We start from the raw sequence: 20,200 nt of genomic DNA, 5'->3' as shown, positions 1-20,200 counted from the left end.
ATGCCATCTTCTATCCAGGCGGCCATGGACCACTTTGGGATCTAACTGAAAACGAAGAATCGATTGCCTTGATCGAAAGCTTCATCAAGGCGTAACTATTCAGCCATTATAGACCCAGCAGGTTTATTTATTATCATCGGCAGCATTCATAAAAGGTAACAGCTCTCCTTTAAAAAGTGATGCCATAGCCTGCGAGCCGCTGACTCCTTGCTTGCGTGCAGTCGATAAATAACTCCGGACACGACAGAAGATATGAGCACCTTCCAGCGACCGGAAGCACCCTGATATTTTCTGCTGCACCTTGAGCATCCGGATATCCCGTTCACCTTGGTTGTTGGTAAAGGGCACATGGGGATCCTCTAAAAATCTAAGCACATCGGCTTCGAAGTTCCTCAGCCTCTCAAGTAGATTTCGTGCCGTTGAGCGCTTAAGGCGACCGCGTTTGCCGTCTCGTTGTACTTCATCGGGTGGCGGACATTCAATATCCGCTTTCTTTAAACAGTCTCTATAAGCTTTACGCCAACCTTCCGCTTGATCGGCAGGTACTGACCCGCCAGCATTGATGACGGCATCATTCATGGTGCACAGTAATGTCTGCATGCGCTGTGCCCAGGCTTGTTTGTCCTGCTCCCAGACGCGTTCAAGTTCACGCAAATGGTGAGCATTACACAGTGCATGCTGGCAATCGGTATAGCGGTAATAGGGTTTCCAGTGATCATGACACAGCGTACCGGTAAAGCGCGGTAAGATGCCGATCTGATCCATGGCTTCACTGCCTCGTTTTGAGTGAGGTGCTAACCACGTGAGTGACTCATTGGATGCACAATGCAGCCAATGACGCTTTCCACCAATATTGATACCGGTTTCATCGGCATGGATCACCTGCGCCTGAGTCAGACGCTGTTTGACCCATGACTCAAACGGCGCGGCTTTATCGAAGGCTTCTTTATTGAAGTTAAATAACGAACCGACACTTAACGGAATACTGAGCTGATCTTCAAAGTACTCACGTACGCGGTCATACGGCAGTAACTGATACAGGGATAAGTAAACCGCATGAGCCTTTAATACAGGGCCATATTGAACTGACGATTTCACACCCTCTGGAAAGGGCGCGGTGACACGATTACCCTGTTCATCTTCAAGGATTTCAGCACGGTACTCTGTGACGAGACGACTGATATCGATATCAAAGACCTGCCGAGTCTCATAGCCAGCGAACGTGTAAGTGCTCCCCTTGGGCAAGGTGCGACGATCGATTTTAACAACGTTGATCTCATCTGGATCATCCACGGGTTGTAATGTTTTCCCGATACGCCCCTGTTGGCCGCCGGGTTTACGATCACTTTTAGCGCGTTCTTTTTTAACGCGATCAGGATCCTGAGACGGGGGTTTGCTGCTATTGCGACTGTTGGTGTTGACGCGTCCTAGCAGGATTGGAATGATTAACAGGAGTATCTCAAACGTTGATCGTAACGATGGAGAAATAGATGCATCATCTTTAAGTTGCTGCCTTGCATTCGCTATGATCGCGTCGACATCAATATCACTGATCTTCATGAGATAGACCTGAATCCTGCTGTTTGATGGCTTATTATCGCACGCTTTTTTCAGATCGGATTTTTCGCTCTGTGATGCGTTCTAAGCGGTTTTAAGCATTCATCCTCGCAGGGAGTGATATCGTCTGATCTGTAACGACTGCGGGGCTAAATGGTGCGCTTGGTAAGTACATATGATGGAAGCCAGGGCGGCGATGAGATCTGGACGTTTTTAGCCAAAAACACTGTCAAGTACTTTTTTAGTTATTTTGGGCTGAATAGATACATCAAGGCAAACAAACCAATTTCTTCTGTGTGTCACGCACCGAGCGCTTTCTTAAACATCAAGGACGCCAATGGTGAGTACTTCGTAAGCGCCCATAAACCAGCACCTGTATTCCATGATCCTGCCACGTCACACTGATTCCATCGCAATAGTATCTAGGAATCAAGTGATGACCACTCACGAACGTCAGCAATATTGGCAGCAACAGATGGCAGACTGGCAGGCATCGAATCTGTCCGGTGCCGCATTCTGCAAACAGCACGCACTCTCGTATCACCAGTTTGTCTACTGGCGCCAAAAGCTGACACATGATGATCATGCACAACCCGACGTGGTGGCAGGGTTTGCCAAAGTCACACCGCTCCAAAGCTCTCACTCCCCGGCGGAGTTGACACTATCACTACCCGGTGGTGTGTCGATTACTGGCCTGCATGCCGGGAATATTAATCTGCTGGGCTCGATTCTGAGGCAGCTGTGATGCGTAGCCGCTACCTGCGTCCGGCACACGATATACCGGAGATCTATCTCTACCGTGCGCCGATCGACTTCCGCAAACAGGCCAACAGTCTGGCATTGTTGATTGAGCAGGAGCTGGGGCGCAGCCCCTTTACCGGCGCGCTCTACGCCTTCACCAATCGCCAGCGTAACAAGATCAAATGCCTGATGTGGGAGGACAACGGCTTCGTGCTCTATTACAAGGCGCTGGCTGAGGAGAAGTTCAAGTGGCCACGCGCCTCGGAGGAACTGATGCCACTGACCGGTGAGCAGATCAACTGGCTGCTGGATGGCTACGACATCACCTTGCTGAAGGGACATAAAACCCTGCAATATGACGCGGTTGGATAGCTTTTTTACGTGCTCCAACCAGCTGTTTTTGCTACAATTTGCACATGAAATTACCATCTGAAAAGCCTGCCACCACACCTGATCTCAGCGGCCTGTCTGCCGCTGAACTGCTATCGGTTGTGGCAGGACTTCAGCAGCAGTTAGCGGCTAAAGATGCTGTTGTCCAACAGCGCGACCAGTATATCCAGATCCTCGAAGAGCTCCTGCGTCTGAAGAACATTCAGAAGTTCGCCGCCAGCAGTGAGAAGTCCGCTCACCAGATCCATCTCTTCGACGAACCTGAACTGGAAGCCGAAATCGACCTTCTGCGCGATCAGCTACCCGAGGACGTGGTAGAAGCCGATGCCCCCAAGCCTGCACGCAAGTGCCGTCAGCGTGGCTTCTCCGATACGCTGCTGCGTGAGCGCATTGAACTGACTCTCTCTGATGAAGAGAAAGCCGGTGCCAGCAAGGTGTTCTTCACCAAGGTGAAGGAAGAACTGCAGTTCATTCCGGCACAACTGAAGGTGCTGGAGTACTGGCAGGAGAAAGCCGTGTTCGAGCAGGAAGGTGACGAGCGCATCATCGCCGCTCAGCGTCCGGTTCATCCACTGGGTAAGTGCATCGCCACCACGTCACTGCTGTCTTACATCATCACTTCCAAGTATGCCGATGGTCTGCCGCTGTACCGGCTGGAACAGATGCTCAGGCGCCTGGGTCATGAGGTCAGCCGTACCAACATGGCGCAGTGGATCATCCGCCTGGATGAGGTGTTCAAACCACTGATCAACCTGATGCGGGAGGTACAGAACAGCAGTGACTACCTGCAGGCTGATGAAACCCGTATCCAGGTCTTGAAGGAGGATGGTAAAACGGCTCAGTCCGACAAGTGGATGTGGGTGACACGGGGTGGTCCACCCGACCACCCCTCAGTGCTGTTCGACTACGATCCATCACGAGCTGGCAGTGTGGCGGTGCGCTTGCTGGATGACTTCACCGGTATCCTGCAGGCGGATGGTTACTCCGGCTATGGGCAGGTGTGTACGGCTAATGGTCTTACCCGCATCGGCTGCTGGGATCATGCGCGTCGCAAGTTCGTTGAAGCCTCCAAAGCGGCACAGGCAAAGGGTAAAAGCAAAAAGGCCGTTGTCTCCAAGGCTGATATGGCATTAAGTCATATCAGCAAGCTCTATGCGATTGAACGTCAGATCAAGGATCTGAGTGTAACCGAGCGTTATCGCATCCGTCAGGAACTGAGCTTGCCGACACTCGCCGTGTTCAAAACCTGGCTGGAGAATAACGTCAATAAAGTGATGAAAGGCTCGCTGACCCGCAAGGCGATGGAGTACACGCTAAACCAGTGGCCCTATCTGATCGGCTACTGTGAACGGGGTGATCTGCACATCAGTAACGTGCTGGCCGAGAATGCGATCCGCCCGTTCGCACTGGGTCGCAAGGCCTGGCTGTTCGCAGACACACCGCAGGGCGCTCGTGCCAGTGCGACCTGCTACTCCCTGATCGAAACGGCCAAGGCCAACGATCTGGAGCCGTCAGCGTATATCCAGTATGTGTTGGAGCGCATCGCACAAGCTGACACACTGGAGAAGCTGGAACAGTTGTTGCCCTGGAATACTGAGCTGGAGCGTACTTCAAAAAAGGTGGCGCAGCTCGACTGAAGGCAAGAGTGTCGATTTAGAGGCGCTTACAGTACTTCATCAAAGGCAAAACCGTCACTGGCTTCACTAACAGCGAAGAAGCAGCGGTACAATTGACTGATGTTGTGCCTTTCTTGTTAGAAGATGAAATGAAAAAACGTGGCGCAGATTACAAAAAAACGACGGATTGGGCAGCGTTTGCGGTTCAAGACGGTTTAATGATTACAGGCCAGAACCCTGCAAGTTCTGAACTGGTTGCAGAGAAGTTGTTGGCTCAGTTGGCAAAATAAATAGTTAAGACGTATTACATGCTTGTCCGCCTATCTTATAAAACACGATAGCCGGGCAAGCACATTGGACCAGGGTCTACCCCCGTAGCGCGGATTCAATCGATGCGCGTCCCGGGGATGTTTTCCAGAAGCTCGGCATTTGTGGGGTACTTCTCAAGCAGCTCAACCAGCTTTTTTGTGCCCTCCAGCGGTTTGAGACCGCTAAGCGCCCGGCGCAATGCTCTTATTTTGTCCAAATCTTTCGGATCCAACAGCAGCTCTTCACGGCGTGTACTGCTTTTCGAAATGTCCAGCGCGGGGAAGATTCGCTGATTCGCAACGTCTCTTGATAAAACCAGCTCCATGTTCCCCGTGCCCTTAAATTCCTCAAATATAACCTGATCCATACGGCTGCCGGTATCAACCAAAACGGTTGCCAAAATGGTAAGCGAGCCGCCATTCTCAAGGTTTCGTGCAGAGCCAAACAACCTCCGCGGGATCTCCATCGCTCGAGCATCAACCCCGCCAGACATAGTACGACCGCTGCTCTTTCGTTCCGCATTGTGCACACGCGCAAGCCTCGTGAGAGAATCAATCACAATCATGACGTTGTGACCCTCTCCAGCTTGTTGGCGAGCGATATCAAGAAGCTCATCGGCAACGCGAGCGTGATGAGCATAGCTTTCATCCGAAGAAGAAGCGTGTACCTCAGCCGGGACGCTACGCTTGAAATCAGTCACCTCTTCGGGTCGCTCATCTATCAATAACGCGTAAAGTTTAATGTCGGGATACGCTTTTCCCACCGCCTGGCAAATATCTTTTAAAATCGTCGACTTTCCAGACCCCGGCGGTGCAACTATCAAACCCCGCTGCCCCATTCCAATCGGCGTGATCAAATCCATCGCGCGAACCGTGAGTTTTTCTGAACCTAACTCCAAGCGAATCCCCGGCGTTGGATTGATAGCCACACTGTTTAAAAAACGTTTTTGTGGATCAGCCTCACCTTCAACTATAGCTTCGGCTTCCTTATCCACTGGTTTGGCGTCTTTATTTGGTTTCCGGGTTAAGCCTAATGTCTTTCTCGTCATAGCTGTTTGATAGCTCTTGTTTGGCATCCGGTGCATGGCCTGGTTATGTTTCGTTTGCTGGTAATTCAAGCTGCCTCTCACTTCGCCAGACTCGTATGAGCACAACCTCTTTAGCTTGCCTGAGATAGACGACTCGAAATGGCGCGTGAATCAATTCGCGAATATGATCCAGGTTGAATTCAGGGACAATACGGCCAGCATCAGGGTGGAGCTGAAGCATTTCACTATGCTCCAGGATAGCAGCCACGAAATCATCACCGATATGTGGCACATCCTGCTCTTTGTAATACTCCTGAATAGCCTGTAAGTCCTCAAGAGCGGACTGTGCGATGCGTAATTCCATTTACTTGATGCCCAACGTTTTCTTGGCGTCCTCCAACGATACGGTGTTGCCCTCGCGAACATCCATAAGCCCCTGCGCTACCGCCTTTACAAACCGCAATTCCTCTGCAGTTTTCTCATAATCCTCGAGCCCCTGCACAACCGCTACGCCGCGGCCACGGCTGGTTAGCAGGATTGGGCGATGCGTGTCCTGTGCTCGACCAATCACCTTTCCGGGATTGATCTTCAGGTCTGATAGAGGAATAACATCCTCGGAAAATTTCACTTGCATAGTGGTTACCTAGCCAACAATTTAGTGCTATTAATAGCACCAGTTAACAGGTGCGGTCAAGAAGCATAACAACGCCGTTCATAACAGGCGACTACGAAGGAGACGTCCGGCGCCAAAGGCGCGTAGTTTATGACTTGGTTATGTGCCTTCTGATTTCAGTTCATCGGGTTTGATCAATTCACTGCCACGGCGAACGGTCAATACAGTAACTTTATTTTTACACTCATCTATTCCGTAAATCACCCGGTATGCACCATAGATAACTTCTCTAATGCGGTCGATGCCAAGCTCAGGCATCTTCCGTCCGCTCCGTGGGTGTGGCCGCAATCGATCCACGCACTGGAAAATTCCTTCTACCCATGCTTCTGCCGCCACAAGATTATCAAGGGCTATATGCTCGGCAATATCACTGACTTGCTCCAATGCGAGAGGAGACCATTCCACTCTCACTTACGCAGCTTCCTCAGGATCATGTCCTTTGCCTGATCGTGAGAGATGCCTTCTCCGGCTTCTATTTGCGCTTCCGCTGTATAGAGGTCTTCCAGTAATTCCAGTCGTTCCTGCATATTTTGGTATTCATGAGCCCCGACAAGCACCGCAACCCCCCGCCCGCGCTGAGTCAACACCATTGGACGGCGGGATTCATTAACCTGCTTCACAAAAGCAGCAACACTAGCCCGAAAATCTGATAAAGGACGGATGTCCTCTACTGCTCGCAATTGTGTCATAATATTCTCCACGTACGTTTAACTGTACAGCACAGCGTACTACCATGATGACCGCTTGGCAAGATACTCAGGGAGCCCCGCTGTGCACATAACGCCGTTCAGCACACGCGGCTATGGAATGGAGGTGAAGCCACAATGTAGTAGCCGTCGCCGTGACTGGCCTGGTTATAAGTGCTCACTTCCTGCCACCAAAGTAGTAGTGCTGGAACTGTGGCACAACAGCCTCCTTACCGCTTGCAAGCTTTTGGCCGCAGTAAGGGCAGAATGCCACCTGTATCTGAACTGCCTCAATGGTCTGCCCCTCGTACTCAAGATAATGGTCGCTTTCAAGATCTTCTTCTGTCGCCACCCTATTCAGGTTTAAATAAACATCGGATCCGTCTTCTTCAAACCATATCTCCGCGAGCGAACAGGAAGAGCAATTGTGAATCAAAGTTGGCACCTCGTTGAGCACTTATAACGCCCGCCATAAACGAAGCGAGGAACGAGCGTCCGGCGACCGCAGGGAGCGAATTTAATGGCATTGTTATGGCTTGGCATGCCAGGCAATATCAATCTTTTTATGATGCGCTGCACAATCTCTAAGATACAGATTGATGAGGCTTTGATAAGGCACGCCTGTTTCCTCTGCCATTTCTTTGAAATAATCAATGACATCCTCGCCAAGCCTGATAGTGACAGGTTTTTTTAATTTTGAGGCGTATGGATTTTTACGCGATTTCATTTTTGAAAAATCATATTCATCTTTCATGGCAGTCACCCTTCATAGAACTTGCGTTCCTTGCTGGTTGCTTTGCGCGCAGAAATGATTCGGATAGTACTCCCCTGATCGCGCTCACAGTGGCACACGACCAAGACCCTGGATTCATTACTCATTCCCAACATAAGGAAGCGATCCTCTGATGGGAGTGAACTTTCGTCATCAAAGAACTGAATGGCGAACTCATCGTAAAAAACTGATTTCGCTTCATAAAATGAGACCCCATGTTTTTTGAGATTTGAGTCAGCCTTATTCTCATCCCACGCAAATTTAATCATAAATACAATGTATGTACATTCCGACAGACTGTCAAGTTTGGAGGGCCATAACGATGAAGCTCAGACGCACCGAAACCGCGTAGCGGTTGAGGTGTCGGCTGCAGCGACTTGATACTCATTGAGCCTTCTCCCCAGCCCAGCCAGATTGGCTAAGCTGGAAGGCACCACACCAAAAAGGAGAAGACTCAATGAACTTTTACAATAGCACTCATCAGCATTATTGTGGAATCGATCTGCATGCACGATCACTGTATGTTTGCATCATTGATCAAGCGGGCGACACTCTGCTGCATAAAGAGATCCCGGCCAGGCCAGAGTCTCTCTATAACCTGATTCTGCCCTACCTGGATGATCTGGTAATCGGTGTCGAGTGCATGCATTGCTGGTACTGGCTGTCTGACTTCTGTGAGGAGCAGGCTATCCCGTTCATTCTCGGTCATGCCCTCTACATGAAAGCCATTCACGGCGGTAAAACCAAGAATGACAGGATCGACTCCTATAAAATCGCTGCACTGATGCGGGGTGGTAACTTCCCGCTGGCTTATGTCTATCCCAGAGAGATGCGCGCCACCCGTGATCTGCTCCGTCGACGCACACGCATTGTCCGCCACGGTGCCGACCTCAAAGCTCATGTCGCCAACACCACAAGCCAGTACAACCTACCCCCCAACCGAGTGAACCTGAAAAATTACGGTGCCCGTGAACAGCTCAGATCTACTTTCGATCAACCGGATGTTCAACGCAATATTGATCTCGACATGAATATTCTGGAGTGCTACCACCGTGAACTGAGCAAGCTGGAATGTCATCTCGAACAGCAGGCCAAGCGGCACCGGCCTGTTGACTTCTCACTCCTGAAAACTATTCCCGGTATCGGGCGTATTCTGGCGCTGACCATCCTGTATGAAGTCGGTGATATCCAGCGCTTCGAATCCGTACAGAAATTTGCCTCCTATGCCCGCTTGATCAAGTGCAAAGCCGAGTCCGCCGGTAAAACCTATGGCACCCAGGGCAATAAAATCGGCAATGCGCATCTGAAGTGGGCCTTCTCTGAAGCGGCCGTCCTGTACTTGCGAGGCAACCCGGGTGCCCAGAAGTTATTACAGCGCTTCCAGAAGCGCATGAGTAAAGCTAAAGCTTTGTCAGCACTGGCGCACAAAATGGGTCGTGCTGTGTATTTCATGTTAAAAAACAAAAAGGTGTTTGATGAAAAACGCTTTCTAACGAGTTAGTCACGCAGCAGGATGAGCATCAACGTCTAACTGGATCATCAAGGAGTGTGCCGAAATCGGGTGTCTGCTGACTGGTCACGCAAGGCCTGAAGACCCGACTTCTACACCTATCACGAAGCCCGTCGCTTTGATTATCCATCCTGCTGGCGTGCATCAATACCCTGAGCGAGTGCGCTTACACCGGCGCTGAACCTGAAACTAACTGGGACTGACAAGTAACCCGCTTTTTGAATAGGACAGATGCCGGTTAACCGATGAATGTCTAGTGCCCCAGACCAACCTGCAGGAAGCAACCCGGCCTGGCAGTGGTTAACAACCACGCTAAGTGAGCCTCAATAGGTGTTTGCTGTAAGCCATTCACAGCCAACGATGACAGACGAAGTAGGATCACTGGCTCAGGGACTTGATATTGGCCGCTGACGCGGCCAATAAAAAAACTAATGCCTATTGACAGGACAAGTCGGGTAAGAGAACGACGTTACCGCCTCTCTCTCCCCTAAGAACCGTGCTTGCGACTTTCACCGCACACGGCTCAAGCCTTACAAAGGCCCAATTGAACGGACCCGGTAACTCGACACAGTAGTACTTATGATGGTATGCCTCAAGCATCGGCTAGTGCTCCCGACCATGTTCGTCTGGACACCCGACGCGATTGCGCGCGTTGGATGAAGTAGGCGATATAGGCTGGGTCGTACGGCGTCGCCCAGGCTCTGATTTTCACATGCCGGACGATCGGCACGCTGGTGGCCCTGAACAGGTCGAGGGTAGTGATCGCCCCCGCCTTGTCCCGGGTCGGCGCGAAGAACACCCATTGGCGCAAATCGTCGAGCCGGAAGTAACGACGCTTCTTCCAATCCACCGATTTGTGAGGGTGTCGTCGCTTGATCCAGGCCATCACTGCCCGAAACACCTGAGCATCCACATAGTTGAAGGATTCTTTGGACACCACATGACGGTAGTAGTTGGCCCAGCCCCTGAGTTTGCTGTTCAATTGCCGGATTAGCTGCTCCGTGGTGATGGCCTTCCTGGCTTTGATAAGAACTCGGATGTCCTTCAGCAGCCCCTTGACTGAAGCCTTGGTGGGCTTGATCAAGAGCTTACCGTTGTATTTCCGTACATTAAATCCGAGGAAGTCAAACCCATCGTCTATGTGCGTGATGTGAGTCTTCTCTTCCGATAGCTCCAGACCACGCATCCCGAGAAACTCCATTACGGCAGGTAGCACCCGTTGTTCCAAGACCTCTTTCGAGGCACCAGTGATGACGAAGTCATCGGCATACTTGATGACGTTGATTTTCTGATTTCGAGCCGCCTGTTGGGCAACCACTTCCAGTCCATCCAGCGCCATATTTGCCAATACGGGCGATGCGATGCCGCCTTGCGGTGTCCCTGCCTGTGTTGGATAGACGCTGCCTTCTTCCATGTAACCCGCCGCTAGCCACTGAGCGAGAATACGCTTATCCATAGGGATATGCTCCAGTAACCAAGAGTGGCTGATCCGATCAAAACAGGCTTTAATATCTCCCTCAAGAATCCATTGCGCGGAGTTCTTGCGACTGAGCACTTGAAAGCATTGCGCTATGGCATCGGCTGTCGAACGTTTGGGGCGGAACCCATACGAATTCGGGTCTGCCAGTGTCTCTGCGACGGGCTCAAGCGCATGCAGGTGTAATGCCTGCATGGCTCGACAGCCCATGCAGGGAATACCGAGCGGACGACGTTTGCCATTCTTCTTGGGGATATAGATGCGCCGCAGCGGCTGAGGTTGATAGCCTCGTCGTTGCAATGATTGCGCTGCCTGCCATTTTCGGGCGGGAGTTTTCCAGATGTCACCATCTACACCGGGTGTGTTACGCCCGGTGTTCTGTGTCACTCGTCGCACGGCCAGCAGTTTGCCCGCGAACGAGTGGGTCAGTAGCCATTGCAAGGCTTTTACCTTGCCCCAGCGCTGTTCCCGAGTCGCCTTCGCAATACGCATTTGCAGTCGTTGTACCTGCTGCTCAATGGGGCGCCAGTTGATAGCATCCCACTGCGCTGCCTTGAAGGATGCACCGATCAACGGCTTGACCGTTGCCGTCATTTGCTTTTCCTTCTCATCCCGATTCCACAAAATCTCTTGCGAGGTAAGACCAATCGGACGTGGGCTCACTTTCGTGCCGGGTGATGTTGCAACCCGTATCCAGACCGTTACAGTCTGGCCTTCGCTTTTTCCGACCTCCCAAACCCGCATCACCATAGGCAGGCCTCACAGCCTGCTGTCCCAGAGGGAGCGATACGGGGTTTCCACGTTCCGTGCAACGAAGTGTGCTGGGGTAGGTGTCTGCTTTCGACCGGGAAGCTAGTGGGTCACGAGCGCGCAGAGCCAAAGCGCCACTCCCGCTTCCTGTACCTTTTGGTTCAAGCGTCATAGCCACTTCCGCTTGTTCACCTTAACGGCCTTTACCACAGATTCAGATATCTTCACCATACCAGCTATCTAGCATTCATCCGGCTTGTGGCTGCCAGAAGGGCGTGCCTCTCACGATTTGCGCCCCGCACCCGAAGGCGCTTCATTACATTGTCCGAGCCGCTACTTTATTCAGGCTCATAGATTCACCCGGTGACACGGGTGGTTCCGTCTAATCCTTAGCGGAACAACTTCATTGCACAACTTCGTGTCGCACCGGCTCATAGGTGTTAGGCCGATTTTTCACAAACAATCAGTAAGGAATATCATACAACAGACGTGACTGCCTTTTAATTACAAAATTAGGAACAAAGCGAAATACGTTGTTTCTAATGTTGCACGCTATACGATTCTTATAATTTGTTACCTGACCTACTTGCCAAGAACTATTTACTATTTTTTGAACTTTCGAATACCTCAATTTCTGAAAATTTTCGAAAGCCTCCCGGAGGGTATCGCAGTTCGACATTTGCGAAGAAAGAACCCAAGAATCTTCTATTGCTTGGGCACCACCTTGACCAATATTAGGGGTTGAAGCATGGGCAGCATCACCAATGAGGGCGACCGTGTTCGAAAACCAAGACTCCATAGGGTATAAATCGCTTATACGACTTTCTATTACTTTCGAACTATCCGCTTGTTTAATGATTTCCATAACAGGATCCGGAAAACCTTTAAAGGTGGCCTCCAGCAAACCTTTAACGAAACTGGTATTGGTTAAATCAACTGCTCCTTGGACTTGCGTCGCATACCAATATACTTTACTGGCGCCGATTGGAACAAATCCAAACCGAATACCCCTTCCCCATATTTCTGTTAGTTGCTTACACCATTTCGGTGAGAGCTGAATCTCTGATATTCCTCGCCAGCAAATTTGCCTGGAATATCTCAATTTTTGCGTAGGAAATAGGGACTTTCTTACCTGGGAGTTAATTCCATCCGCACCGATAACAAAGTCTGCTATCTCCGATGTTCCGTCCTCAAAGAGGACATCCACCACACTCTGACTAGCGATTACGTTTGAGCATTTTTTGTTTGTTATAACAGAATCGGCATGTAGGCTGCTAAGTAATGTGTTTTGTAGCTCCGCTCGATGTAATGCAATAGTTTGATATTGAATTCCATTTTTCGTATAAATTGCTGGAGTTTTAGATAACTTTCTCCCTTTGTTATCACAAATGACCAAAGACTCTAGACCAACTCCTGACTCTTTTACTTTCTTTAGTAAACCGTACCTATCTAGCACCATCAGCGCATTGGGGGGAACAAGAATACCAGCCCCAGCAGCTTCAAGCCGGGTTGCAGCCTCATATACCTTTACATCGATATCGTGTTTCCTCAACGCTATTGCCGTTGAAAGACCACCGATACCGGCTCCAACAATAATTCCTCGCACGACTACTCCCTTTTCAATCTGCATAACGTTTGGTTAAGGGGCGGGCTTTAGCCCGTCCCAGCGAGCGCAGCGAGCGATTTGAACCAATTGTTAGAGGCTCGGATGTACGCATAATTTAAAGCACCGCTTTCCTGCTTGTAGCGCGTTGCGCGATTAACCTGGCGAAACGCAATAAATTTAATGTATCGATGCTGCTGACGAACCGCTGTAAACCCGAAAGTAGTGGAGAAATTTTGCAAATGTACGCGGTGCAAAAACAAACAAGAAGAATACAAATGGTTAACTCCGCCCTAACCAGCTTGGGGAAGTGGCAGTTTTTTTTGAACAAAAAAGATGACGTTTTATAAAAACCCGAGTTCATGGCTTTGTTAGAACTCACTAGCCGCCCCATATTATTACAATAGCCTTTTTGTTAGCGCCAGCACTTTTTAGAAACTGAAACATTGAGTCGAAAAGCCAAAAATCTGCTGAGCAATTAACATTGTCAAGTAACTTTTGGAAATATGGTTTCGGTTTCTTTTCGAGTTCTTTAACAATTGAGAAGATCATGTCTTTGCCGATAAATACAACGTCAGGATCGTCATATTCATTTGGCTCTGCCCGTAGTTCACCTTGGAACAGTAAATTCAAGGGTTGTTCTTCGTTCTTCAAGGCTAATATCCAGGCAGGTATTGATTCTTCAGCATCACATGATTCACTATTCTGAATCTCGATTTCTCCTAAAGCATCATACCAATCACTTTTCGTTGTCCTTCCTTCGAAGAAGGATCGAACTTCATCGTCAATTATGTAAAATTTTCCGAAACTCATAATTGCCCTCTAACGCTGAGATAAACTGTGGTTTTTAAGTTGACTGTTTGCGCAATAATGGCGAAGCCATGCGCAAATTGGCAACTTAAAAACCATCAGTTTGATTGATTTGTTAGTTGCTTGCCCCATTTGCTAGAAATAAATATAAAACCAAAAAGGCCGACCATAATTGCAATGTCCGCAACGTTAAACACACCGGTTTTTAACGAGCCTGCTTGTAATAGCATGAAGTCTACGACGCGACCATTATTGAACGCTCGATCATATAGATTGCCAAAACCGCCAGAAAGTATGAGCAAGCCTAAAGTAAAGTTATATTTATTCATTGGCTTTACTAATAAGTAGATTAAACCGCCTACTAATACTAAACCCACTAGAAGTGTAAAAATAATGAACCGAACATTCTCGGGTAGATAAGCTCCGAGACTTAACATAGCGCCAGTGTTTTCGTGATAGGTAAGAGTAAAAAAACCATTCAAAAATGATACTGGCTCTTGCCCCTTAAGAAGAAATACAGCCTGCTGTTTGGTGTAACGATCACATCCAATTAGAGGCAAGCAAACTAAAAAAATAAGTAACGCTTTAATTTTCATACGACCTCAATGGCTATATTCGACAACTAACGCCCGCAGCATGCGCGGCTTTGGAATGGAGGCGAAGCCGCAATGGAAAAGACGTCGCCGTGCCTGCGATTGTTAGGGCTAGGTATCCATTCGCACTTCATCCCAGTCCTCCTCAACACCGTAAACCCAATCAATGGCTTTTCGCCGTTCCGAGATTATGCTCTCACTTAGATCGCAATCTCGCCCGGTAAGTCGGCAGTTCTCGCATACCAGTGCATTCTATACAGAAGGTCTGATTGTTCTTGAATTTCGGCAATCGGACGTAGCTTTGCACTTCGAATGAAACCACTGGGATCCGTTGTGAATGGTATCTTTTGGGCTAAGTCGTCATCACAGTGCTGGAAGTGGTCGAGCTCAACAAGGCCAATACACCACGCTAAAGCTTGGGCACATTCCGCTTGCCAAGACATATCTACTTTCTCTTGGTCATCAATGACCTCCTCACTGAGCAGACTTTTCTCGCGTTCGCTTACGAAGGGCACCAGATCGTACTTTTGAATCTGCTCCGAAAGATCGCTGCCTTTTGCCCCGAAACCAAGCCCAATGACATACGCAAGAGCGCTGAGTCTTCCAGCTACGTCTTGTGCACTTCTTGGCGTTACCTCATCCATCTCCTCAATCGTTGGCAGATGCGAAGGTACTTCGATACCGACCGAAGCGAGATAGTCTGTGGTTCTGGTCTTAAGTTCTTCCATGCTCATGTCTCAGAGAGCCCTAACGCCAGCAATAAACGGCGCCCTGACAAGGGCGTCCGGTGGAGGCCGAAGGCCGGAACGAATTTAATTGCCTTGTTATAAGCGGCCCGGCCACACACACGCAATTTTTGGTTCCACTAAATGGCGACAAACTGGATCATCCCTTCCCACTGCATAATTGACAGTGGCACCCATGGCTCCAACAACGGGGATACTGAAAAGTAATTTTCCCGCACAGTAGGCGTCTATCACGTTGTGAGGGCTACTAAACTGGAGAAAGTTCGCCTCTCCAATCTCTCTCGCCAACTCCCAAATTAATGACTCTTCAGGTAGCTCAACTTGAAGGCTCAAAGGCCCCAACTGATCATCTTGAGAGCAACATGCTTCACGGGTAACTTCGATTCTCATGTTTGCCTTATAACGCCAACCTCAGAGGCGTTTTGCGGAGTGGAGCGTTTGTGCTAAGGTGAGCGCAGCGAGCGCACAAACGAGCCACGGATCAAAACGTCCTATGCAGGTTTTTGTTAGCTCTCATCACGCATGTAACTCGACCATTTATTTCGCTGCTCATCAGACATTCCACCAACCATAACAAACCTCAGTTTAAAATCCAAAACCTTGATAATTTTTTCGAATTGCTTGAAGGAACAAGATATTTCTTTCAGCTTTTTTAGATTGTTTAAAACGGAGTAGTCTACGACATCTATTGAATAGAGTTCTATTTTAACCAAAGACTTTAAATCATTCAGAAAGCCCAAGTCTGATATACCAGTTCTTGAAATGTTTAACGACTTTAGTTTAATTAATTTTCTAATTTGGGATGTGTCACTTATTTTATTATTAGATATATCTAAGTCAGTTAACTTTTTTAAAGCCTCAATACCAGTCAGATCCTTTAATCCAGTACCGTCTATCGATAGCCCTTTTAAATTATTGAGATCTAAAATAGGATCAATGTTTTTTAAGGGTGTATTAGAAAAACTAAGCCGTTGTAGCTTTGAACATAACTTGATCGCTGAAATATCATTGGGTGATATTTTACCGAAATAAGCTTTTTTTAGTTCTGAGCAGTTTTCTATTCCTTCTAGGTTTCGTAGTTTTGTGGCACTTGCAATTAATTCTCTCAAACCTTTAAACTCAATTAAGGGCTTCAAATCTAAAATATCTGTCCTTAATAAATTTAAACTTGTAATTGACTCTAATTCACTGAAACTTGTACACCTTGAAATATAAGGTGTTAACGCCTCTCTCCATTCATCAGCTAAATGTAATTTCCAATCATCGTACGATCTGCCTTCATCTTTCAAACCATTATTATAAAGAAGTAACTCAGGACGCTTAATGATAATGCATTGTTCATCTTCTTTAATATATTTACCTGCATCGAGACTATCTAAATAGTACTGCACAAAAGCAGTTAAATTTAGCGATAGAACAAACTTTGTATCGAAATCACGCCCAAATACAATAACTTGTCCGGCTCGTCCATTCGGGCCAGGATCAAGATCTATAGCATATTAACCCGGTGGTAATTTACATCTGATTTATGTATAATGCCTGCATGAATATTGACGCACGCAAGCTCAGCCCAGAGCAACAGGAACTTCTTAGGCAGAAGTCGATTCGACTCCGCAAGAGAGGCAAAACCTTCCGTGAAATCGGTCAACTTCTCGACGTTCACCCCGATACTGTCGGGCGCTGGTACAAGCGCTACGAGACAGGCGGTGCCGCCGCTATTGCGGTTCAAAAACGAGGCCCTAAAAACAAACCACGTCGATTGAGTGAACAACAGGAGCAGCAGGTCATAGAAGCTGTTCGCGACCAGATGCCAGATCAGTACAAGCTTGGTTTCGCCTTGTGGACTCGTCGCGCTATTGCTCAGTTGATCAAGCAGCTCTGGGGCATCGACATACCTGTCCGTACAATGGGGGATTACCTCAAACGCTGGGGCTTCACACCACAGAAGCCGCTGAAGAAAGCATGGGAGCAGAACCCCTCCCGTGTCGATGCCTGGCTGAAGGAGGAGTATCCCCAGATCAAAGCGCGTGCAGAAGCGGAGAATGCCCAGATTTTCTGGGGTGATGAGACGGGTATCAAGAACAACACCCAGCACGGTCGGAGCTATGCACCGGTGGGTCAAACTCCGGTCCAGCCACTGCCTGCCAAGCGGGTGTCGCTGAATATGATTTCGGCGATCACCAATCAGGGCACTGTGCGCTTCATGTTGTATGAGTCGACGATGACAGCCAAGGTGTTGAAGAAATTCCTGCGGGCCTTGATTGAGTCGACACCCGGTAAGGTCTTCCTGATCCTGGACAATCTGCGGGTACATCATGCCAAAGTGGTGAAACGCTGGCTCGAACGTAAGGCGGTTAAGCGCTATCTGGAAGTCTTCTTTCTGCCGGCGTATTCGCCAGAGCTGAACCCGGATGAGTATCTGAACTGCGATCTGAAAGGCATGGTACATAGTGGTCCGGCTCCTCGGACAGTGGACGAGCTGAAGAACCGAACTCGCTCCTGCATGCGGACACTGCAGCGACGTCCCGAACGGGTGAAAAAGTACTTTAACTCTGAGCATATAGCCTATGCTGCATAGGCGATCTAAAATGCCGCCGGGTTAATAGTTATTACCACCGTAGTCTTTTGAAAACGGTATCCAGTTTCTTGAACAATATATTTCCTTTATGTGCCCCCTAGGAACAGATATCGAGTGAACATCATCGATTTCTTGATTTTCCTGAATTTGAGACCATGCATTCCACTCATCAAGCATTTCATCTATAGATAGAAAAGGCCAGTCAAAAAAGAATCCCGGACCGGCTTTTTGACCATCGTGCAATAGATAGAGCGATTTAAGCTCTACAGGTAACGTTATCCCCATACGAGACTCAACTTTTTCTATTCTCGAAATATCAGATCCAGGATTTAGTAAATCAACCATGCTTGGCTGTATCTCACTTGTCTTTTTAACAAGAGCGTTAAATACTTCTTCTATCATTTTTTCCCTTAACTATCTGTGAGAGCTAACGTCCGCATTTGCTGAATTTTGGTTGGCGCTGCTTTTCAAGCGCTAACCAAAATGTCGGCAAGATGCGCTTGTTACGTTTTTATTTATTAACGTATTCATTTACCTTGCTTTCAATATCGTCAACATATTCATAAAATTTAGAATCTAGCTCATTCAGCTTGTCCATTTTTGATCCCTCATCTTTTTCAAGTAGGCCTTGCCGATCAGAGCGATTCGCTGGCAATTTTCCATTGAAAGCTATAAGAATGGCTGATTCCAACAGCGATGCAGTGTAATTTGCTCCAATTTTTTTAAGTGAATTCAGGGCCAGAGCTGTATCGTCACCTGAAGAGTTCCAAAAATATTGATGAAATCCTCCGTTGTTTATCTCGCCCTCCAACCACCAAATAGTATAAATAACAGTCTCTTTTTCAGTTAGGGATTCAAGGCCGGATTTTTCATGTTTTTTAGAAACCGCGTCAAATGACTCAGGATATTCTTCTGCCATCAGTCCACCCGAAATAAAGACTATTATTAATAGAATGGTTCTCATTGCTAGATTAAACGTAACGCTTTGCTAATTGGCTGCCGCAGCGCAGCGTAGGCAGTCCAGTGGAGGCCACGCTTTTTGCGGCCGGAACGAAATTAAGCAATTTGTTATAAGCCATTTTTGGCACCATGCGCAAACAATAAAAATTTAGGGGCATAACCAGTAATAGCTACATGTGCCGATACATACGCCATAGTTAAAACTACTGCACTTAAAGCCCAAATAGTATGATCATATGGTTCTGTAACTGCAAAAAATACAGTTGCTAGAATAGCAAACAGAGAAAGCAATAAAATAAACCCTGCCAGCACTCTAAACGGCATCCGAACTTTCGCGAGTTGTTCCCTCTTTACACTCATACTTGCCTATGGCTTATAACGCCGCTCAGCACGCGCGGCTACGAAATGGAGGCGAAGCCGCAATGTAGTAGCCGTCGCCGTGACTGGCCTTGTTAGCACATGCTGAGAAATCAAATAAATAGCTCATGTTCTTCTGTACCCTCAGGCACGAGGACCAGTTCACCCGTCAACGGGTTGAGAATATATTCACAGCGTATTCCCTGCGCTTCCAGTTCCTCTTGGAACACCTCTTCATGGTATCCAAGAGCATAAAGCTCATCCTTAGCTACGGCCTCCGAAACACCATACCTTTTAACATAGAGCGACACATAATCCTGATAAGGACCCTCTCTGCTCAAAAGCCATTTTCCCGCATCGTGTTTCCGCGAGCCAGCATCGAGTCTCTTTTTGGCCCCTCTCTTTCTTGTCGGCACAAGTTCTCCGATTATTTAAGTGCTAACGTTTGGTTAAGGGGCGGGCTTTAGCCCGTCCCAGAGAGCGCAGCGAACGATTTGAACCAATTGTTAGGCGTTATTGAACTTGACTGGTTCAGGCCCGTTGTTAATTGTTTTGACTACAACAGTGCCGGCAAGCTTGTCATGCCATCCCTGTTTGCGCTTATCAAATGCGACCCAAATTAGCCCTAAAAAAAGCGGAATCATTGAAACTAAATAAGCGAAATAGCGGCCTACTAATTGTGCATTGCTAGCAGGCAGCCCGGTTGTGGCATCAACGATTTTGGCTGATACGGCCATTTTTCCTGGCGTGGCTTGTTTATATATCCAAAAAGCTATTACAAGAATAGCTGGCAATACCCAAGACACTAAGAAGTCAACTGGGCCAGCGATTAAACCCGTATTTTCCATGTCAAAATAGGCCCATCCATAAACCGATATGATTATTGGAAATGTTATAAGCATAATTAATATTGAGTCGATAATAGTGGCTCCAGTTCTTACCCAGAAACCTGCATATTCTAATCCTTGATCTTGCATTTTTAGCGTTTCCTTGTTGTTGGTGATAATGCCTAACGCCAGCCATCACCGGTGACAAACTGTAGCGA

Annotated in this window: 25 protein-coding genes and 1 pseudogene; 6 read left to right on the top strand and 20 right to left on the bottom strand. The window is 48.2% G+C overall.

What is annotated here, in order from left to right; translation table 11 throughout:
* Window positions 1–123: 123 nt before the first annotated feature.
* Window positions 124–1,560: an IS66 family transposase gene (tnpC, locus tag ACK3CJ_RS08625; RefSeq protein ID WP_409524409.1), complete on the bottom strand. Its 1,437-nt coding sequence runs from the start codon at window positions 1,558–1,560 to the stop codon at window positions 124–126.
* A 433-nt stretch (window positions 1,561–1,993) separates the two neighbouring features.
* Here tnpC (ACK3CJ_RS08625) and tnpA point away from each other — a divergent pair, with 433 nt between their 5' ends.
* The 4 genes and pseudogenes from tnpA to ACK3CJ_RS08605 all read left to right on the top strand — a co-directional run.
* Window positions 1,994–2,302, top strand: coding sequence for an IS66 family insertion sequence element accessory protein TnpA (gene tnpA, locus ACK3CJ_RS08620; RefSeq protein WP_409525726.1), 309 nt, complete (start codon window positions 1,994–1,996; stop codon window positions 2,300–2,302).
* Window positions 2,302–2,670 carry an IS66 family insertion sequence element accessory protein TnpB gene (tnpB, locus tag ACK3CJ_RS08615; RefSeq protein ID WP_409525725.1) on the top strand — a complete coding sequence of 123 codons (369 nt, stop codon included), beginning with the start codon at window positions 2,302–2,304 and terminating at the stop codon, window positions 2,668–2,670. The genes tnpA and tnpB overlap by 1 nt, the downstream gene beginning before the upstream one ends.
* A 44-nt stretch (window positions 2,671–2,714) precedes the next feature.
* Entirely contained in the window at window positions 2,715–4,325 is a 1,611-nt protein-coding gene (gene tnpC, locus ACK3CJ_RS08610; protein ID WP_409525724.1) for an IS66 family transposase, read from the top strand.
* A gap of 29 nt (window positions 4,326–4,354) precedes the next feature.
* Window positions 4,355–4,594, top strand: a pseudogene (locus ACK3CJ_RS08605) (type 1 glutamine amidotransferase domain-containing protein); the annotation flags it as partial.
* Window positions 4,595–4,689: 95 nt separating this feature from the next.
* Here ACK3CJ_RS08605 and rho read toward each other — a convergent pair.
* The 8 genes from rho to ACK3CJ_RS08565 all read right to left on the bottom strand — a co-directional run bounded on the left by rho (window position 4,690) and on the right by ACK3CJ_RS08565 (window position 8,040).
* Complete coding sequence (rho, locus tag ACK3CJ_RS08600) at window positions 4,690–5,661, bottom strand: transcription termination factor Rho (RefSeq protein WP_409526568.1); 972 nt, start codon at window positions 5,659–5,661, stop codon at window positions 4,690–4,692.
* 43 nt (window positions 5,662–5,704) lie between these two features.
* Window positions 5,705–6,004 (bottom strand): type II toxin-antitoxin system RelE/ParE family toxin, encoded by a 300-nt coding sequence (locus ACK3CJ_RS08595; RefSeq protein ID WP_086904840.1) that lies wholly within the window; start codon window positions 6,002–6,004, stop codon window positions 5,705–5,707.
* A complete protein-coding gene (locus ACK3CJ_RS08590; RefSeq protein ID WP_409526016.1) occupies window positions 6,005–6,274 on the bottom strand; it encodes a type II toxin-antitoxin system Phd/YefM family antitoxin in 270 nt (89 codons plus the stop codon).
* A gap of 138 nt (window positions 6,275–6,412) precedes the next feature.
* A complete protein-coding gene (locus ACK3CJ_RS08585; RefSeq protein ID WP_409526015.1) occupies window positions 6,413–6,724 on the bottom strand; it encodes a type II toxin-antitoxin system RelE/ParE family toxin in 312 nt (103 codons plus the stop codon).
* On the bottom strand, window positions 6,721–7,002 hold the full coding sequence (locus ACK3CJ_RS08580) for a type II toxin-antitoxin system Phd/YefM family antitoxin (RefSeq protein WP_409526014.1): 282 nt from the start codon (window positions 7,000–7,002) through the stop codon (window positions 6,721–6,723). Before ACK3CJ_RS08580 ends, ACK3CJ_RS08585 begins: the two co-directional genes overlap by 4 nt.
* A 175-nt stretch (window positions 7,003–7,177) precedes the next feature.
* Window positions 7,178–7,456: a hypothetical protein gene (locus tag ACK3CJ_RS08575; protein ID WP_409526013.1), complete on the bottom strand. Its 279-nt coding sequence runs from the start codon at window positions 7,454–7,456 to the stop codon at window positions 7,178–7,180.
* Between the two features lie 72 nt (window positions 7,457–7,528).
* Window positions 7,529–7,753 (bottom strand): BrnA antitoxin family protein, encoded by a 225-nt coding sequence (locus ACK3CJ_RS08570; RefSeq protein WP_409526012.1) that lies wholly within the window; start codon window positions 7,751–7,753, stop codon window positions 7,529–7,531.
* A 5-nt stretch (window positions 7,754–7,758) separates the two neighbouring features.
* Entirely contained in the window at window positions 7,759–8,040 is a 282-nt protein-coding gene (locus ACK3CJ_RS08565) for a BrnT family toxin (RefSeq protein WP_409526011.1), read from the bottom strand.
* A gap of 188 nt (window positions 8,041–8,228) precedes the next feature.
* On the opposite strand from ACK3CJ_RS08565, the gene ACK3CJ_RS08560 reads away from it, so the two are divergent.
* Window positions 8,229–9,272 carry an IS110 family transposase gene (locus tag ACK3CJ_RS08560; protein WP_409526010.1) on the top strand — a complete coding sequence of 348 codons (1,044 nt, stop codon included), beginning with the start codon at window positions 8,229–8,231 and terminating at the stop codon, window positions 9,270–9,272.
* A gap of 601 nt (window positions 9,273–9,873) precedes the next feature.
* Here ACK3CJ_RS08560 and ltrA read toward each other — a convergent pair.
* The 6 genes from ltrA to ACK3CJ_RS08530 form a co-directional block, all read right to left on the bottom strand.
* Window positions 9,874–11,352, bottom strand: coding sequence for a group II intron reverse transcriptase/maturase (gene ltrA / locus ACK3CJ_RS08555; protein ID WP_409526567.1), 1,479 nt, complete (start codon window positions 11,350–11,352; stop codon window positions 9,874–9,876).
* Window positions 11,353–11,971: 619 nt separating this feature from the next.
* Entirely contained in the window at window positions 11,972–13,114 is a 1,143-nt protein-coding gene (locus ACK3CJ_RS08550; protein ID WP_409526009.1) for an FAD-dependent monooxygenase, read from the bottom strand.
* A gap of 378 nt (window positions 13,115–13,492) precedes the next feature.
* Window positions 13,493–13,924, bottom strand: coding sequence for a hypothetical protein (locus tag ACK3CJ_RS08545; protein WP_409526008.1), 432 nt, complete (start codon window positions 13,922–13,924; stop codon window positions 13,493–13,495).
* Between the two features lie 95 nt (window positions 13,925–14,019).
* Window positions 14,020–14,517, bottom strand: a complete 498-nt coding sequence (lspA, locus tag ACK3CJ_RS08540; RefSeq protein ID WP_409526007.1) for a signal peptidase II — start codon at window positions 14,515–14,517, stop codon at window positions 14,020–14,022.
* A gap of 197 nt (window positions 14,518–14,714) precedes the next feature.
* Window positions 14,715–15,248: a DUF4272 domain-containing protein gene (locus ACK3CJ_RS08535; RefSeq protein WP_409526006.1), complete on the bottom strand. Its 534-nt coding sequence runs from the start codon at window positions 15,246–15,248 to the stop codon at window positions 14,715–14,717.
* Window positions 15,249–15,766: 518 nt separating this feature from the next.
* Window positions 15,767–16,651 carry a leucine-rich repeat domain-containing protein gene (locus ACK3CJ_RS08530; RefSeq protein ID WP_409526005.1) on the bottom strand — a complete coding sequence of 295 codons (885 nt, stop codon included), beginning with the start codon at window positions 16,649–16,651 and terminating at the stop codon, window positions 15,767–15,769.
* Between the two features lie 152 nt (window positions 16,652–16,803).
* On the opposite strand from ACK3CJ_RS08530, the gene ACK3CJ_RS08525 reads away from it, so the two are divergent.
* Window positions 16,804–17,838, top strand: a complete 1,035-nt coding sequence (locus ACK3CJ_RS08525; protein WP_409523339.1) for an IS630 family transposase — start codon at window positions 16,804–16,806, stop codon at window positions 17,836–17,838.
* Window positions 17,839–17,859: 21 nt separating this feature from the next.
* Here ACK3CJ_RS08525 and ACK3CJ_RS08520 read toward each other — a convergent pair whose 3' ends face one another.
* The 5 genes from ACK3CJ_RS08520 to ACK3CJ_RS08500 form a co-directional block, all read right to left on the bottom strand.
* On the bottom strand, window positions 17,860–18,240 hold the full coding sequence (locus ACK3CJ_RS08520; RefSeq protein ID WP_409526004.1) for an SMI1/KNR4 family protein: 381 nt from the start codon (window positions 18,238–18,240) through the stop codon (window positions 17,860–17,862).
* A 109-nt stretch (window positions 18,241–18,349) separates the two neighbouring features.
* On the bottom strand, window positions 18,350–18,757 hold the full coding sequence (locus ACK3CJ_RS08515; RefSeq protein ID WP_409526003.1) for a DMP19 family protein: 408 nt from the start codon (window positions 18,755–18,757) through the stop codon (window positions 18,350–18,352).
* A 149-nt stretch (window positions 18,758–18,906) separates the two neighbouring features.
* A complete protein-coding gene (locus ACK3CJ_RS08510) occupies window positions 18,907–19,122 on the bottom strand; it encodes a hypothetical protein (RefSeq protein WP_409526002.1) in 216 nt (71 codons plus the stop codon).
* Window positions 19,123–19,268: 146 nt separating this feature from the next.
* Window positions 19,269–19,571: a hypothetical protein gene (locus ACK3CJ_RS08505; protein ID WP_409526001.1), complete on the bottom strand. Its 303-nt coding sequence runs from the start codon at window positions 19,569–19,571 to the stop codon at window positions 19,269–19,271.
* A gap of 90 nt (window positions 19,572–19,661) precedes the next feature.
* On the bottom strand, window positions 19,662–20,132 hold the full coding sequence (locus ACK3CJ_RS08500) for an RDD family protein (RefSeq protein ID WP_409526000.1): 471 nt from the start codon (window positions 20,130–20,132) through the stop codon (window positions 19,662–19,664).
* Window positions 20,133–20,200 lie beyond the last annotated feature (68 nt).

The organism is Nitrincola salilacus (genome assembly GCF_046271865.1).
GTDB classification, from domain to species: Bacteria; Pseudomonadota; Gammaproteobacteria; order Pseudomonadales; family Balneatricaceae; genus Nitrincola; species Nitrincola salilacus.
Note: the sequence above shows the minus strand (reverse complement) of the source record. Positions and strands in the feature narration are given on the sequence as shown.

Bases quoted from the DNA above. Each gene is read 5' to 3' on its own strand.
- tnpA (WP_409525726.1), top strand. From the start codon at position 1,994: ATGACCACTCACGAACGTCAGCAATATTGGCAGCAACAGATGGCAGAC.
- ACK3CJ_RS08535 (WP_409526006.1), bottom strand. From the start codon at position 15,248: ATGAGCATGGAAGAACTTAAGACCAGAACCACAGACTATCTCGCTTCG.
- ACK3CJ_RS08515 (WP_409526003.1), bottom strand. From the start codon at position 18,757: ATGGCAGAAGAATATCCTGAGTCATTTGACGCGGTTTCTAAAAAACAT.
- ACK3CJ_RS08570 (WP_409526012.1), bottom strand. From the start codon at position 7,753: ATGAAAGATGAATATGATTTTTCAAAAATGAAATCGCGTAAAAATCCA.
- ACK3CJ_RS08525 (WP_409523339.1), top strand. From the start codon at position 16,804: ATGAATATTGACGCACGCAAGCTCAGCCCAGAGCAACAGGAACTTCTT.
- ACK3CJ_RS08580 (WP_409526014.1), bottom strand. From the start codon at position 7,002: ATGACACAATTGCGAGCAGTAGAGGACATCCGTCCTTTATCAGATTTT.
- ltrA (WP_409526567.1), bottom strand. From the start codon at position 11,352: ATGACGGCAACGGTCAAGCCGTTGATCGGTGCATCCTTCAAGGCAGCG.
- ACK3CJ_RS08560 (WP_409526010.1), top strand. From the start codon at position 8,229: ATGAACTTTTACAATAGCACTCATCAGCATTATTGTGGAATCGATCTG.
- ACK3CJ_RS08500 (WP_409526000.1), bottom strand. From the start codon at position 20,132: ATGCAAGATCAAGGATTAGAATATGCAGGTTTCTGGGTAAGAACTGGA.
- ACK3CJ_RS08520 (WP_409526004.1), bottom strand. From the start codon at position 18,240: ATGATAGAAGAAGTATTTAACGCTCTTGTTAAAAAGACAAGTGAGATA.
- ACK3CJ_RS08565 (WP_409526011.1), bottom strand. From the start codon at position 8,040: ATGATTAAATTTGCGTGGGATGAGAATAAGGCTGACTCAAATCTCAAA.
- lspA (WP_409526007.1), bottom strand. From the start codon at position 14,517: ATGAAAATTAAAGCGTTACTTATTTTTTTAGTTTGCTTGCCTCTAATT.
- ACK3CJ_RS08545 (WP_409526008.1), bottom strand. From the start codon at position 13,924: ATGAGTTTCGGAAAATTTTACATAATTGACGATGAAGTTCGATCCTTC.
- tnpC (WP_409525724.1), top strand. From the start codon at position 2,715: ATGAAATTACCATCTGAAAAGCCTGCCACCACACCTGATCTCAGCGGC.
- tnpC (WP_409524409.1), bottom strand. From the start codon at position 1,560: ATGAAGATCAGTGATATTGATGTCGACGCGATCATAGCGAATGCAAGG.
- rho (WP_409526568.1), bottom strand. From the start codon at position 5,661: ATGACGAGAAAGACATTAGGCTTAACCCGGAAACCAAATAAAGACGCC.
- ACK3CJ_RS08595 (WP_086904840.1), bottom strand. From the start codon at position 6,004: ATGGAATTACGCATCGCACAGTCCGCTCTTGAGGACTTACAGGCTATT.
- tnpB (WP_409525725.1), top strand. From the start codon at position 2,302: ATGCGTAGCCGCTACCTGCGTCCGGCACACGATATACCGGAGATCTAT.
- ACK3CJ_RS08510 (WP_409526002.1), bottom strand. From the start codon at position 19,122: ATGCCGTTTAGAGTGCTGGCAGGGTTTATTTTATTGCTTTCTCTGTTT.
- ACK3CJ_RS08590 (WP_409526016.1), bottom strand. From the start codon at position 6,274: ATGCAAGTGAAATTTTCCGAGGATGTTATTCCTCTATCAGACCTGAAG.